Consider the following 14,150-nt stretch of genomic DNA (forward strand, 5'->3'; position numbering starts at 1 on the left):
CTTCCTATTCATCAATTATCTTGGTGAATCTATATTCATAACCCCTAAGTATATTGTCAATTTTAATTATATTTTCAGTTTTATCAATAAAAATACGTTCGATAATTTCCTTTTTTTTGAGGAGCTGGCGTTCCGTTTTTTGTTCTCCGGCATCTAATTCGCAAAAATCAAATCCGTATTTTGCGTAATGATTTTTTAGATTTTCTGGACTGGCAAAAGCGTTCTGCAAATCCAGAATGATGTATTCGGGTTTTAATTTTTTGGGGAAAAGCGAGCTTTGCACTTCCGCGCTAGTTCCGTCGTAATTTATTGTGCCCATTTCGATTCCAAAATTGTTCAGCAAGACTGCACTTATTTCGTTTTGATTGAGCGTAAGATAAACCGTTGCGGTGAGAGTTTTTCCGCCGTAAGTTCCCTCAAAAAGAAAATAATCATCGATTTCTTCTAAAATTGAATCCGGCGGAAGCACGTCAACTCGGCTGGTGTTCGTAACAAACACTTTGCTCAAGCTGGATTTTTTTGCCTGATTTTTTGGCGTAGAAGCGCACCCAATCAGTTGAAGAGCAAACGTGCCGATGGTAAGCAAAAAGAAAATAAAATGTCGCATAAACTGTTTTCCTCTCAAATTTTAGATGCCGAAATAAATTCGGCATGACGCATTATGGGCAAACAGACTAAAAAAATTGTCGGAACGAGAGCGAAAAAATGGCTTTTGTGAACGTTTGCAAGGTGAGCCGCTTTGCGGCGTTAATAATTTTCTTTACACCTTGCACCGCGTGAACAAAAACATTTTTTTCGTGGTAGTGCAGACAATTTTTTACACCTGTAAGTTTATAATGTGGAATCCCTGATAGATTCGGCATGATGCATTACAGCATTGTGCAAATGTACGCTGCCAGAATTCCTGAGAAAATCGAAAGCCCAAGAACGTGGACAGGAACGAAAGAACTTAAAATTATCGCGCCGAACGAAATTGCGGTCGTGAGGAACGAGAGCGTTATTGCGAATCCTTCGATTTTGTTTCCCTTGTTCTGCCGTTTGTAAATAACGTAGTCCAATCCCAGGCCGAACACGAGAATTACGCCCGTAATGCAGAAGAATTCGATTGGAAGCTCGCAATACAAGAACGTTGTTATGATTACGAGAATGCTGATTAGCGGAATCGTAATGATTTTGAACGTGTCACGACCGTTGTAGTAGAATTTTACTACGATTGTGATTATTGCAAAAGCTATGGCGAACATTATTGCGACCATTTTTGTAAGTCTGTCGAGTCCGCTCGAAACTGCTTTCGGTTTGTTTTCGTAGTGCAAGTTTTCGTCGTCAGATGCAAGGTTTATGTAAACTTCTTCGTCCTGCACAGTTGTCGGTAGAATTATTGAATAATACTTTCCGTCAACCTGACCAATCCAGAGCATTTTTAAAATTGACTGCAACGCTTTTGGAAGTTCCCCGCTTTCTGGCGTAACGAATTTTTCCTGCATCGAGTCAAAGTCTCTCTTAAAATCCTCGCTGATTTTGGAGAGTTCTTCGTTTTCTTCTTTTGAAAGCTCTGCTTCTTCGCCGTCAATGTCTTCTGGATAGAGCATTGATTTTAATTGCGAGTCTGCGAGCGGAATGAGTTCTTTTGCAGCTGCGTAAGATTCTTTTTGGCTTTTGATTGACGGAATGAATCTTGCCGTGCTTATGAACGGGTCTGGCATACGAGGAATGATTTTTTCTTCTTTTTGGAGAACTTCTTCCGCGCTGTCGCCAGAAACGATTAGCCAGCTTCGCGGATTGTATTTTATTACCTCAAAAGCCGTGAGCGAGTCTTCTTTTAGGCGGCCGGTCGGCTTGTAAAGGTTTTGAATGTCGTTCTGGACTCTGAGTTCGTCCCTAAAAATAATCATTGAGCCGATTGTAAAGGTGAATGCCGCCACAATAACGACTTTCCCCCAGAATTTTCGCTTTCGGCGGTGTTCCGGATTTTCGGGAGTGTCCACGCCGTTCTTAAAAATCTTTTCAAGAATCGGAATTTGTCTTTTTTCGTCGCAAGGAACTTTAAAAAGCGGAAAGATTCCCACGGTCGTAAGAAAAGAACTTAAAATTCCTGTGAACGAGAATACCGAAATCTGTTTTAGCATTGTGAACGGTGCGAACGTCAAAAGCAAGTAGCAGATTTCTGTGGAAATGAGCGAGAGAAAAAGTCCGTTCGTAAGGTGCTTTCGGATTTGCTCTCCAGTTTTTAGCTCGGTTGAGCCTTTCCAGTTGATAAAAAAGTGAAGGCTGTAATCAATGCAGGAACCGATTAGCGATGTTCCAAAAATGATTGCGATTAAGTGAATATTTCCGAAAAAAGTGTGCGTTACCAAAAAAGCCGCTCCGCACGAAACCAAAAGTGCGATTAACGACGCAACGAGCGGCAGCATGCTTCTAAAAACGACTAAAAGCATTACGATGATGATTGTAATTGTGACCGCAGAAATTATAGACACTTCTTTTATTGCTTTGCTTGAGCCGCTGTAGCTGTGAAAAGGCGTTCCGTAGAATGCAAAGTGCGTTCCGTCTGTTTCGAGGGCGTAGCACACGTCGTAAATTTCTGGAATCACATTTATGTCGCTTGCGAGTTTTGCGCCTTCGGCGGTAAGCTCTGCGCGAATCATAACGTACCACTTGCCATTGTATTCGCCGGCCATAACATTGTCTTTTGCCGAGAGAGCTGTGCCGGAGTCAGAAAATGCGGAGAGATAATTTTTTAGATTTTCATCATCGAGCATGAACGGGTCTTTTTCCGGGTCGTTTTCTGCAATCGAAAGTCCGTAAGCCTTCATTTTCGCGTTTTGTGCAAATTCTTTAGGATTCGAGAGAATTTTTTCGCGGGAAGCCGGGCTTAAAAGATTCGTCCGCCATTTGCCAATAAAGTCCTGAACTTCGGAAATACTTTGCGCGTCCGTGTAGAGAGTTATGCTCTTGAATTTTGGGTTGTCTTTTAAGCTGTCGTATGCGTTTATGGCAGCCTTTTCGGCTTTTTCAAAATTTTCGTTTCCCGCGAGAATAAAAATACTGTTCCCCGTGACTTTTCCGATTGAGTCTTCGGCGATTTTTACGGCTTTGCTTGAGTGAGTTGACGGCATTAAAGTCGTGTAATCGCCGTCGAAGGTAAATCCGCCGTAAAACTTTAGAGTCACGAGAAATGCGATTAAAATTGCTGCATGAAAAATAACCCAAAGAATTGTAAAAAGATTATTTCGCGAAAAGATTTTTTTCATCGATTGAGAGTTCCTGTTTGTAAGTCTGATTTGAAAGTGTGTATGTTGTGCTGGTCGTCTCGTTTTGAATCACTTCCAAAAAATCAAGACTTGTTTCTTTTGAGCTCACTTTTCCCGAAAGCGTGATTTCTTTTAAAGATTGTGCGATTGTTTTGTCTTTCGGATTCAAAATCATTTTCCAGCTCGCTGCGTCTGACGAGAACGATTTGATTGTAAAAACTTTTTCAAGGTCAGATTTGCTTCCAGAGAAAAGAGAAGAAAGCGTTGCCGATGCCGATTTGAACGTTTCGTTTGAAGAGCCGTCAATGACAGTTTTTTTGCCGTCCGGGGCAATTTGAATCATGTATTCTTTCGTGATTATTGTTGAGCTTTTAAAAGGCTTCTGGTTTTGCCAAGCAATTCCGTTTTGTGAAAAAATATATGTTCCAGATGATTTTAGTGGCCGCTTTAAATTCTTTGCCTTCTTTACCTGCACAAAAGTTCCAGTCGTTACTTTATTTGCCGTGAGTGATTTGCAAACTTCGTCTGCCGTAGTCTGTGCAAAAATAAAAGAGAATGTTGAGAGAAAAATAAATAAAATTGTAAAAAGCTTTTTCATAGAATAAAACATTACCATATACTTTTGGATTTTTCTATGAAATGTTAAGATATTGGAAGTAAAATATTTTTAAAGTTACCTCAAAAAACTGAATCTTACTGAATCTTTTTGAGGTTTCCTTATCTTATGGGTCAAGGACGCTATATTTATGGAAGAAATTAAGAATTGTGAAGGAATCCCGTTGCCTGTTTTTACGACCGGAATCGTAACTTATTCTTACGAGGCTGATGGTGCCGTGCCTTATGGCAGCGTGTGGCATTTAAAGATTTCTGTGAGCAATATAAACGGAAAGATGGCTCAGCTGCCGCTTCCGGGGCAGTTTTATCTTTTGCGTTCAGTTAAATCTGGAACTTTGCTCGGTCGCCCTATAAGCGTTTATGCGTCCGTTGAAGGTTCCGTTACGGATCCTGTGCGCGTTGAATTCTTGATTTTGAGAAAAGGAAGCGGAACCGAGGAATTGGCTCACCTTAAAAACGGGGACGAAATTCAGCTTTTAGGTCCGCTCGGAAACTGTTTTGTTCCGCCGGACGAAAATGCAAAAGTTGCGATTGTTGGCGGCGGAATTGGCGTTGCGCCTGTGGCAGGATTCGCTTCGACCCTAAAAGAAAAATCCTATGATTTTTATGCGGCTTTTAAGAGCGGAAGTTACGGCTTAAAGCACGTAAAGCCGAACAAACTCGTTGTGACTACTGACGACGGTTCAGTGGGCATAAAAGGAATGATTACTGCCGCAATCGACGAGCATTCCGTAAAAAAATATGATGTGGTTTATGCTTGCGGACCTATGCCGATGCTAGCTTACATTCAAAAAATTTGTCTTGCCGCCGGAGTTAAATGCTGGCTCAGCATGGAAAAGCGCATGGCCTGCGGTCTTGGCGCATGTCTCGGCTGCACGATAAAAACTAGCGAAGGAAACAAACGCTGCTGCAAGGACGGTCCTGTATTCGACGGAAAAATTCTTGATTTTACGCCTCCGTCTGTAATGCCGATTCGAAATGCAGGATTGGCTGACGAACCAGATTTGAGTGTGGACATAAAAGGCGTGCATTTTGAGAATCCTGTTATTGCGGCGAGCGGAACTTTTGGCTACGGAAGTGAATATTCCACTGTCTTTAACGTTAACGAGCTTGGCGGAATCTGTTCGAAAGGTCTTACCCTCGAAGTTAAGCCTGGCAATGGCGGGGTGCGCCTTGTGGAAACACCGTCTGGACTCATCAATTCAATCGGGCTTGAAAATCCTGGAATCGAACATTTTATTCGGCACGAATTGCCTTCAATGATGGCTCTTTCGCCGGTTGCAATCGCAAATCTTTCTGGAAGTTCTCTGGACGGTTACGTTAAGGGCGCGGAACTGCTCGACAAGACTGAAGTGCCGTTAATCGAACTTAATATTTCTTGCCCGAACGTTAAGGCTGGCGGAATGGCGTTCGGAATGCAGGCAGAGGCGGCTTCGACCGTTGTTAGTGCGGTTCGCGAGGCTACAAAAAAGCCTCTCATGGTAAAGCTGAGCCCGAATGCTCCAGATTTAATCGGTGTTGCAATGGCCGTTCGCGAGGCCGGTGCCGATGCGTTGAGCCTTGTGAACACTTTTCAGGCAACTTCGATAGACATTGAAACTGGACGGCCGATTTTTGACAATATTCGTGCGGGATTCTCCGGTCCGGCCGTAAAGCCGATTGCGCTTCGCATGGTTTATGACGTTGTTCAGGCGATGAACAAACTTCCTCCGTGCGACAGAATTCCTGTAGTGGGGCTTGGCGGAATTTCTTGCTGGCAGGATGCTGTCGAGTTTATTATGGCTGGAGCCGCCGCAATTGAAGTTGGAACGGCCACGTTCAGTAATCCTTTTGCAATGACCGAGATTATCGACGGGCTTAGAAAATATATGATTCGAAAAGGCTTCAAATCCCTCAATGATTTTAGGGGCTGTGCTCAATAATCAAAAATGAAGCCAAAAATCATATTTTTTCTTCTATTGAATATCTTAGCGTGTTCTCTTTTTCCTTTTTTTTCGTTTGCTGACGAATATTCAAAACCAAAAAAAATTTGGGAATATGAGAATGCGCTAAAAAAAATCGAATGGTACTCGTGGAAGCAAAAAGTCGTGGAAAAGAAAGAAGAAAAAATTCTTTACTGCGACAGGTTTGATTTTTACGGCTACGAAAAATTCGGCTTTTTCCGCTGCGAAGGCTGCCTTATTTTGTATTCCGAAAAAAATCCCCTTTCCGACAAATCTGCGGACTCGTTAATCGGAAGTTATGTTTCTGAATGCATGACAATTGATGATGTGGCCTGGAACGAGCTTAAAGGCAAGGTGAGCGGAAGGGGCGATTTTTCTGGAACGTGGCTCTGCGACCACGGCGAAGCTGTGAACGGCTTGCGTTTGATTTCGAATCATCTTTTTTATCCGTCAAGAACTCCTCCAGAAACTTGAAAAATTTGCGTGTTGTTTTTCCTTTCGCTCTATTCTAAAATGACAAAAATCGATAAAATGTCATGGAAAAATTAGGGTGGCTTTGTGCTGATGAATTTTACGCTGCCCTTGAGGTGAAAGATGAACAGGCTCATAGCTCTTTGTGCGGTTGGTGCAGAAAAGATTCTTGGAAATGAACTTAAACTTTTGGGATACAAATTGGCTGGAAATGCACCGGGAAGAGTTTTTTTTGACGGTGATGACGATTCTCTTTTTCGTGCGAATCTTTGTTTGAGAACGGCAGACCGCGTTTATTTGGAAATGGCTCGCTATCATGCGGAAGATTTTGATCAGCTTTTTGATGGCGTTTATTCTGTAAATTGGCAAGATTTCTTAAAAAAGGATTCTAGGGTTGTCGTAGACAAGGTGCGCACTTACAAATCTGTTTTGAATTCGGAGCACGCGATTCAGGGAATCATCTTAAAGGCGATTTACAAAAAACTCGGTGATGTTTGGAACATGCTCACTTTGCCGGAAAGTGGCGAAGAAAGTGATGTGCGGGTGTTTATCAGCGAGGATGAAGTGCAGGTTTGTCTGGATTTGAGCGGACTTCCTCTCCACAAGCGCGGCTATCGCACCAACGGCGGAGTCGCACCTTTGCGCGAGACAACGGCTTCCGTAATGTTGCAGCTCATGCTCTGGCGACGAAAAACGCCGCTTCACGACCCGTTCTGCGGTTCGGGCACTTTGCCAATCGAAGCATGCCTTTACGCGCACAATGTTGCGCCGGGGTTTGGTCGTCGATTCGCTTTGGAAAATCTTCCGATTTTTAACGCGGACAGGGCCAGGGAAATCCGCTTTGCAGAGGCAGAGAAAATCAGGACGGACGTTGAATGCCGAATCACGGGCACGGACATTGACCCAGGCGCAATCGAGCGTGCAAGAATGAATGCGGAGCACGCCTGCGTAATGGCTGGTCGCGCTCTTCAAATGATTGGAAGCGATGCACGAATTCCTCGCCCAGAATTTGACGTTGCGGATTTTAAGGATTTGCACGCACCGTTTGAAAGAGGTCTTTTAATCTGCAATCCTCCGTATGGTGAGAGACTTGGCGAAGAGGCTGACGCTCAGGCTTTGTACCGGGACATGCAGTGTTTCTTTGAGGACTTTAAAGGCTGGGAACTTGGCGTAATCACGGCGAACAAAAAATTTCAGGAGTGCATAAAACACTACGCAACGACTTTAAAAGACTTAAAAGCTGGAAATTTGGACACGACGTTCTACATGTACAACGGAACCGAAAAAGAAAAGAATTTTTCTAACGCCAAAAAGCCTTACGAAAAGCGTTACTGGGGAAGCAAGAGCGAAAGAAGACGCAACGAGAGTCGTGAGAAAAATTCCCGCGGTGGTTATGGAAAATCGGAGAGATTCTAATGGCAATAATCGTTGAGCACGACAAGCGAAAGCAAGAAATCCTCGAAAAATCTCTGGATTTGTTTTGCCGCGAAGGATACGACGATGTTACGTTCCAGAAGATTGCCGATGCATGCGGCGTTACGCGCACCACGTTGTATATTTACTTTAAGAACAAGCGTGAAGTCTTCGTTTGGAGCATCAAGCTTTTGACGCAAAGAATCGAAAAAAAACTGATTGAAATAATCAAAGACACTTCGATAAATCCCGTTGACTGTCTAAAAACCGTTCTTTGCTGGATTGTTGATGCTTGTGGCGAACATCGTCAGCTTTTTAACGTTCTTTTGCCTTATCTTATTTCGCTTCAAAAAAGCGGAATTGATTCTGGAGTGCGCGTGCGAAGGCGAGTAATCAGAATAAAGCATCTTTTGAGCACGATGATTATTCAGGGGCAGGAGGCGAACCTCATAAAGAGGATTCCTGTAAAAGACATTAATGACCTTTTGTACGGTCTTATTGAGACTGCGATTTTTAGGATTGCGGTTTTGAATCAGTCCGACGTTTCCGACGTAAAAAAATTAATGTGCATGACAGTGGATAGTCTTCTGATTCAGAAGTAGGAAAGTTCACAGGCGGCGTTTGCCGCCGTTGTGGGCTAGTCCTGCACAACCTCGGTAACTTCCGGGCAAGCGTCTTTTAAGTATCGTTCAACACCCATCTTTAAAGTCATAAGCGCCATCGGGCAACTTCCGCAAGCTCCAACAAGTCGCAAGTGAACGCGGTTCTGCTCGTCAATCGAAATGAATTCCATATCCCCGCCATCAGCCTGCAACTGCGGTCGGAACATATCCAAAGCTGCCTTTACCTTAGTTTCAAAAGTTTCATCTGCCATAATTTAACTCCTTTTTTTAACCTTACTCTACTTTTATATAATAGCAGGTAAACAAAGAAAATTTAAGATTAAGTAAAAAGCTGCTCATGCGGTTTGCTCATACGATTTTTGTCTCTGCAAGTCTCCTGAAGTGACTTTTCAGTTTTGCTTGCAAAACTGATAGGAACGACAAAAACGGATTGTGGTACTACGCAAGCAAAATTCTGTCGTTCCATATTCTATACTACATTCCGCAATCTGTTGTAGAATAATTTTATGGCTAATGACTTTGTACCTGTCTGCAAACAGGATTTAATTGACCGCGGAATTGATGAAGTTGATTTTGTTTTTGTGAGCGGTGATGCTTATGTTGACCACGCTTCGTTTGGAGCTGCTCTTTTGTGCCGCCTTTTGGAGGCAAACGGATATACAGTTGCACTTCTTCCGCAACCAGATTGGAAGAATATAGAAGTTTTTAAAACCTTCGGTCGGCCAAAACTTGGCTTTTTGGTGAGCGGCGGGGCGATGGACTCGATGGTTAGTAACTACACTGCCAACAACAAGCCGCGTTCTGAGGACGTTTATGCCCACGGCGGAGTTGCTGGGCACCGGCCAGACCGGGCCGTAATGACCTACTGCGCTGCGATTCGGCAGGCTTATAAGGGCGTTAACATTATGATTGGCGGAATCGAGGCGAGCCTTAGACGCACTTCCCACTACGATTATTGGTCGAACACCGTGCGACGCTCGATTCTTTTGGACTCAAAAGCTGACATTTTGATGTACGGAATGGGCGAACATTCGATTCTTGAGATTGCAAAGCAATTAAAACTCGGAATTCCTGCAAAGCAGATTCGTGGTGTGCGCGGAACCGTTTGGTACACGAGCCATGAAGATGAATTGCCAGAAAATTCAATTAGACTTCCGTCTTTTGCCGAAATCTCAAAAAACACTCCGGAAAGCAAAGCTCTTTTTGCAAAATCATATTTGATTCAGGAGCAGAATACCGACGCCCTTAACGGAAAAATCCTTGTGGAACCAGTGGACTCAAGATTCATCGTTCAGGAGCCTGCGGCTTTGCCTTTAACGACTGCGGAATTTGATGCGGTTTACGAGCTTGGTTTTAAACGAAGATGGCACCCGATGTACGACAAGCCTGCCGAGAACGGAAAAACTGGCGTTCCTGCAATCAGCGAGGTTCAGTTCAGTCTTACTAGCTGCCGTGGATGTTTTGGAGCTTGCTCATTCTGCGCCATAACTTTTCACGAAGGAAGGCGAATTCAGGCGCGAAGCCACGAGAGCCTTATCCGCGAGGCAGAGCAGATTATAAAAGACCCGAATTTTAAGGGCTACATCCACGACGTTGGCGGACCGAGCGCGAATTTTAGGCACGATGCCTGCATCTATCAGGAAAAACGCGGGGCCTGCCAGAACAAGGATTGCATGGGAACGAATCCGTGCAAGAACGTGCGGGTTGACCATTCGGAATACGTGGAACTTTTACGAAAACTACGGAGTCTTCCGGGCGTAAAAAAAGTTTTTATCCGTTCTGGAATCCGTTTTGATTATTTGATGATGGACAAGGATAAGACTTTCTTTAAGGAATTGATTGAGCATCACATTTCGGGGCAGTTAAAAGTGGCTCCTGAGCACGTGAACAACAATGTTCTTCGCCTTATGCGAAAATCAACGCACGAAGTTTACGAAAAATTTGCCGCTGAATACGCTCGGCTCAACAAGGAAGCCGGAAAGAAACAGTATCTTGTGCCGTATTACATTTGCGCTCATCCGGGGGCTGGCTTAAAAGAGGCGATTGAAGTTGCGCTGTATCTCAAAAAAACAGGATTTGTGCCGGATCAGGTTCAGGATTTTTATCCGACTCCGGGAAGTCTTTCTACCTGCATGTATTACACAGGCTTAAATCCGCACAAAACGAACGAAGACGGTTCTTACGAGGAAGTGTACGTTGCCCGCGGTGCGCATGAGCGACGTTTGCAGCGCGCGTTGTTGCAGTTTAACCGACGCGAGAACCGTGCCCTGGTAAAAGAAGCCCTTCAAAAAGCTGGCAGAGCAGACTTGATAAAAGTGCTGTGCTAGTTCAGAATCTGTGGACTTGGCAGGGCTGACTAAAAACTGTTGCTATGCTGAATTTATTTCAGCATTTGGATTCGAGATTCCGAAAACTGTTCGGAATGATACTTTTGAAACAGATTCGAAAATCTGCGAGGTATAATGTCTTTAAATTTTAACGAAATTGATTGCGTACTTAATGAGCTGAATCTTCCCGGAATGTTTGTGCAGGAAATTGTGCAGCCGGGCTACGATTCTATTGCGATTTACACATACAGACCGGGCGAGCCAAAAACGGTTTACATTTCGCTTGCCGCCGGTGCGTGCCGAATTAACGAGACTCGGCGTAAAGTTACCAAAAACGAAAAACCGCTCCGCTTTAACGAGCTTCTCCGTTCAAAAATCAAAGGCGCGAGAATCCTTTCCTGCGAGCAGATTCGAAACGAGCGAATCATAAAAATCACTCTGGAAAAGGCCGGTGCGATTTACGTTATGCCGAAGGCCCAGGAGCATTTTGCAAAAAAATCAAAGCAAGATGATGAATCTGCGGAAGACGAAATTTTTAATCTTTATATCCGCCTGTGGTCGAACGCTGGAAATATCTTCCTTTGCGACAAAGACGACGTGATTCTTGATTCATTCTACCGACGACCCGCCAAAAACGAGATGAAAGGCGAAAAATTCGTTTTGCCGGAGCCAAAAGAATCTTCCCAGACCCGCGAGTTTCCTGTGCGTGAATTTTTGGAAGTTCAGGAATCTCATCCCGACAAAAAACTTAGCTTTAACGAAAAAGTCGATTTGTTCTATTCAGAAAATGCGGAATCTTCCTCGCTTGAATCTCTTTTGGAGCAGGCCGAAAAATGGTACAACTCGCACCGAAGCCGTCAGGCTCTCGCTTTGGAAAAACTCAAAGAAAAAAAGACAGCTTTTTTGAATGCAGGAAGCTTAAAGCATCTTGGAGATTTGATTTTGGCTTACGGTTACGCAATTACGAGCGAGGCGAATTTTATTGAGGCCGAGGATTGGGAAAACAACAACGAGATTGTAAAAATCAAAGTTGACCCAAAAAAATCAGCCCAGGAAAATGCTTCAGATTATTACGAGAAATACAAAAAGTCAGTGAGCGGGCTTGAAAATCTTGACCACGACATTGAGATGGCCGAAGAGTCAATAAAAAAACTTGATGATGAATATGCGAAAATGATTTCGGAGAAAAATCCGATAAAATTGGAACAGGTTCTCCGAAAGACTCAAAAGCCTAAGCAGCAGGAAAAAAAGTCTCATCCGGGGCTTGATTATTTGGTTTCTGGCTGGCAGATTATCGTTGGCCGTGACGCGGACGAGAACGACGACCTTTTGCGCCATTACGTTAAGGGGGCGGACATGTGGCTCCACGTGCGCGACTTTCACGGCGGTTACGTGTTCATAAAAAATCGTCCGGGAAAGACTGTTCCGCTTGAAATCCTTTTGTACGCCGGAAATCTTGCCGTTTATTATTCAAAGGCACGCAAAAACGGCAAAGCGGATTTGTATTACACGCAGGTAAAACACCTTCGCCGCGCCAAAAACGGTCCGAAAGGTTTGGTTCTCCCGACGAACGAAAAGAACCTTTTTATAAAACTCGACGAACAGAAACTCAGGGAACTGGAAAGGTTTCAGAATAATTCTTAGCGAGGAGTTGAAAATACGCTTCGGCTCCGCTCACCAACCACGGCTGCTGAGCGTTTGTTACTTTATTTTTCGCAGGTCTCATTTTATACTAAACTGCTGGGGACTTTTACGAGGAGGTGATTTATGTATGAAGTTGCTGAACGAACGCAGGTTATGGAACTTATTCAGACATTGCCAGATGAGCAAATCCATTATGTGCTGAACATAATACAGGCATTGCCAAAAAACGAAGTGGAAAAGCCTCGTTGCACATTGCGTGGACGTTTTTCCAAATATGCAAATCCTGCACTTCGCGAAAAAGAAAATGAAGCATGGGGGCTTGCAGTTGAGGAAAAATATGGTTTATGCTGACGCAAATATCATTGTGCGCTATGTGATTGGTGATGATGCAGTTATGGCAGAAAAAGCTGAAAAGGCTGTTAATTCATACAATCTTTTTGTTTTGCCTGAAGTTTTTGCGGAAGTTGTTTATGTGCTTACAAAAGTTTACGCCATCGATCGTGGTGATGTTGCTGTAGCCATGCAGGAACTGCTTCAATTTGTTTCTACAACAGTGCCAGCCGTTATGAAAAAAGCTTTCGAATATTATGTTGAAACTAAACTCGATTTTGTGGATTGTATTCTTGCCTCGTATCGCTTTGTAGAAGATAAAGAGATATTTTCATTTGATAAAAAATTGAATAATTTTATCGCCCGCAAAAAAATCGGTGATTGAGCTTGCGCTTCGGCTCCGCTTACCGACCACGGCTGCTGAGCGAAGTCGAAGTGACAATCACACTATGTGCAGTACTTTCGGCTCCGCTCAACCACCGCGCTTTTTTGCGCTGAAAGTTGATACACTGTATTCTAAAACAAAAATTTATCTTTTCATCTTGTTATTTGTTCTCTTTAGACTTTAAGGGTGGTTTTAGATTTTTTTTAAATCGGGTAAGATACGAAATGGAGAACAAAAATGAAAATAGCAGAAAAATTGAAGAACAAAAAGGTTACGCTTTCGTTGGAAATCTTTCCGCCGAAAAAACAGGATGCTTTTGAGTCGGTAAAAAATACGGCGATTGAGCTTACTTCCCTAAAGCCTGATTTTATTTCGATAACTTACGGTGCGGGCGGTTCAACTCAGTCGAACACTTCTGACCTCGCGCAAATAATCGAAAATTCTGGCACTACAGCTCTGGCTCATTTAACGTGCGTTCGGGCGAATTTGGAGCAGCTAAAGTCTGCAATAAAATCTTTCAAAGACAAAGGCATCCAGAATATCCTTGCATTGCGGGGCGATTTTCCTAAAGACGCTAAAGAGGGCGAAAATATTTTTCCGAGCGGCATGAACCACGCAGATGCCCTTGTGCGAATTTTGAAGGACGAAGGATTTTGCGTTGGCGGAGCCTGCTACCCAGAAAGTCACCCGGAAAGCGTTAACCGCGACAACGACATTGAGCTTTTAAAACGAAAAGTTGACGCTGGCGTTGATTTTTTGACGACGCAGATGTTCTTCGACAACGACATGCTTTATTCATTTTTGTATCGCTGCCAGTCGGCCGGAATCCACGTGCCAGTGCTTGCGGGAATCATGCCTATTACCAACGCGAATCAGGTTGCCCGCATGGTCGATTTGTCGAATGCCTACATTCCGCGAAAGTTGCTCGCAATCTGCGACAGATTCAAAACGTCTCCAGAAGCCATGTATCAGGCTGGAATAGCTTATGCGACCGACCAGATTATCGATTTGATTTCGAACGGTATCCGCGGAATCCACATTTACACGATGAACAAGCCAGAAATCGCAAAGGCAATAATTCGGAATGTTGATTCAATTATCGCTGCGACGAACGGCGAGTAGGCTTGCGGTTCGACTCCGCTCCCTGA

General features: G+C 43.7%; 13 protein-coding genes. 9 read left to right on the plus strand and 4 right to left on the minus strand.

Going from position 1 to position 14,150, the window contains the following annotated elements; all coding sequences use genetic code 11:
• Nucleotides 1-4: 4 nt before the first annotated feature.
• From JI65_RS05795 to JI65_RS05805, 3 genes are all read right to left on the minus strand, one after another.
• Nucleotides 5-607 carry a DUF3261 domain-containing protein gene (locus JI65_RS05795; RefSeq protein ID WP_191014440.1) on the minus strand — a complete coding sequence of 201 codons (603 nt, stop codon included), beginning with the start codon at nt 605-607 and terminating at the stop codon, nt 5-7.
• Between the two features lie 262 nt (nt 608-869).
• The gene (locus JI65_RS05800) at nt 870-3,251 is read right to left on the minus strand and encodes an MMPL family transporter (RefSeq protein WP_191014441.1); all 2,382 of its coding nucleotides are present in this window, start codon (nt 3,249-3,251) and stop codon (nt 870-872) included.
• The gene (locus JI65_RS05805) at nt 3,226-3,849 is read right to left on the minus strand and encodes a LolA family protein (RefSeq protein WP_191014442.1); all 624 of its coding nucleotides are present in this window, start codon (nt 3,847-3,849) and stop codon (nt 3,226-3,228) included. The genes JI65_RS05800 and JI65_RS05805 overlap by 26 nt, the downstream gene beginning before the upstream one ends.
• A 148-nt stretch (nt 3,850-3,997) precedes the next feature.
• On the opposite strand from JI65_RS05805, the gene JI65_RS05810 reads away from it, so the two are divergent.
• From JI65_RS05810 to JI65_RS05825, 4 genes are all read left to right on the plus strand, one after another.
• Nucleotides 3,998-5,788 carry a dihydroorotate dehydrogenase gene (locus JI65_RS05810; protein WP_191014443.1) on the plus strand — a complete coding sequence of 597 codons (1,791 nt, stop codon included), beginning with the start codon at nt 3,998-4,000 and terminating at the stop codon, nt 5,786-5,788.
• A gap of 165 nt (nt 5,789-5,953) precedes the next feature.
• A complete protein-coding gene (locus tag JI65_RS05815) occupies nt 5,954-6,283 on the plus strand; it encodes a hypothetical protein (RefSeq protein WP_191014444.1) in 330 nt (109 codons plus the stop codon).
• A gap of 120 nt (nt 6,284-6,403) precedes the next feature.
• Nucleotides 6,404-7,696: a THUMP domain-containing class I SAM-dependent RNA methyltransferase gene (locus JI65_RS05820; protein WP_191014445.1), complete on the plus strand. Its 1,293-nt coding sequence runs from the start codon at nt 6,404-6,406 to the stop codon at nt 7,694-7,696.
• Entirely contained in the window at nt 7,696-8,295 is a 600-nt protein-coding gene (locus JI65_RS05825) for a TetR/AcrR family transcriptional regulator (RefSeq protein ID WP_191014446.1), read from the plus strand. Before JI65_RS05820 ends, JI65_RS05825 begins: the two co-directional genes overlap by 1 nt.
• 35 nt (nt 8,296-8,330) lie before the next feature.
• Here JI65_RS05825 and JI65_RS05830 read toward each other — a convergent pair whose 3' ends face one another.
• Nucleotides 8,331-8,567, minus strand: coding sequence for a NifU family protein (locus tag JI65_RS05830; protein ID WP_191014447.1), 237 nt, complete (start codon nt 8,565-8,567; stop codon nt 8,331-8,333).
• Nucleotides 8,568-8,822: 255 nt separating this feature from the next.
• Here JI65_RS05830 and JI65_RS05835 point away from each other — a divergent pair, with 255 nt between their 5' ends.
• The 5 genes from JI65_RS05835 (at nt 8,823) to metF (ending at nt 14,124) form a co-directional block, all read left to right on the plus strand.
• Complete coding sequence (locus tag JI65_RS05835) at nt 8,823-10,643, plus strand: YgiQ family radical SAM protein (RefSeq protein WP_191014448.1); 1,821 nt, start codon at nt 8,823-8,825, stop codon at nt 10,641-10,643.
• Between the two features lie 135 nt (nt 10,644-10,778).
• A complete protein-coding gene (locus JI65_RS05840) occupies nt 10,779-12,287 on the plus strand; it encodes an NFACT RNA binding domain-containing protein (RefSeq protein ID WP_191014449.1) in 1,509 nt (502 codons plus the stop codon).
• A gap of 123 nt (nt 12,288-12,410) precedes the next feature.
• Entirely contained in the window at nt 12,411-12,638 is a 228-nt protein-coding gene (locus JI65_RS05845; protein ID WP_191014450.1) for a hypothetical protein, read from the plus strand.
• Nucleotides 12,625-13,002 (plus strand): PIN domain-containing protein, encoded by a 378-nt coding sequence (locus tag JI65_RS05850; RefSeq protein WP_191014451.1) that lies wholly within the window; start codon nt 12,625-12,627, stop codon nt 13,000-13,002. Before JI65_RS05845 ends, JI65_RS05850 begins: the two co-directional genes overlap by 14 nt.
• A 237-nt stretch (nt 13,003-13,239) precedes the next feature.
• Nucleotides 13,240-14,124 carry a methylenetetrahydrofolate reductase [NAD(P)H] gene (metF, locus tag JI65_RS05855; RefSeq protein ID WP_191014452.1) on the plus strand — a complete coding sequence of 295 codons (885 nt, stop codon included), beginning with the start codon at nt 13,240-13,242 and terminating at the stop codon, nt 14,122-14,124.
• Nucleotides 14,125-14,150 lie beyond the last annotated feature (26 nt).

It is taken from the genome of Treponema zioleckii, from assembly GCF_014737315.1.
GTDB classification, from domain to species: Bacteria; Spirochaetota; Spirochaetia; order Treponematales; family Treponemataceae; genus Treponema_D; species Treponema_D zioleckii.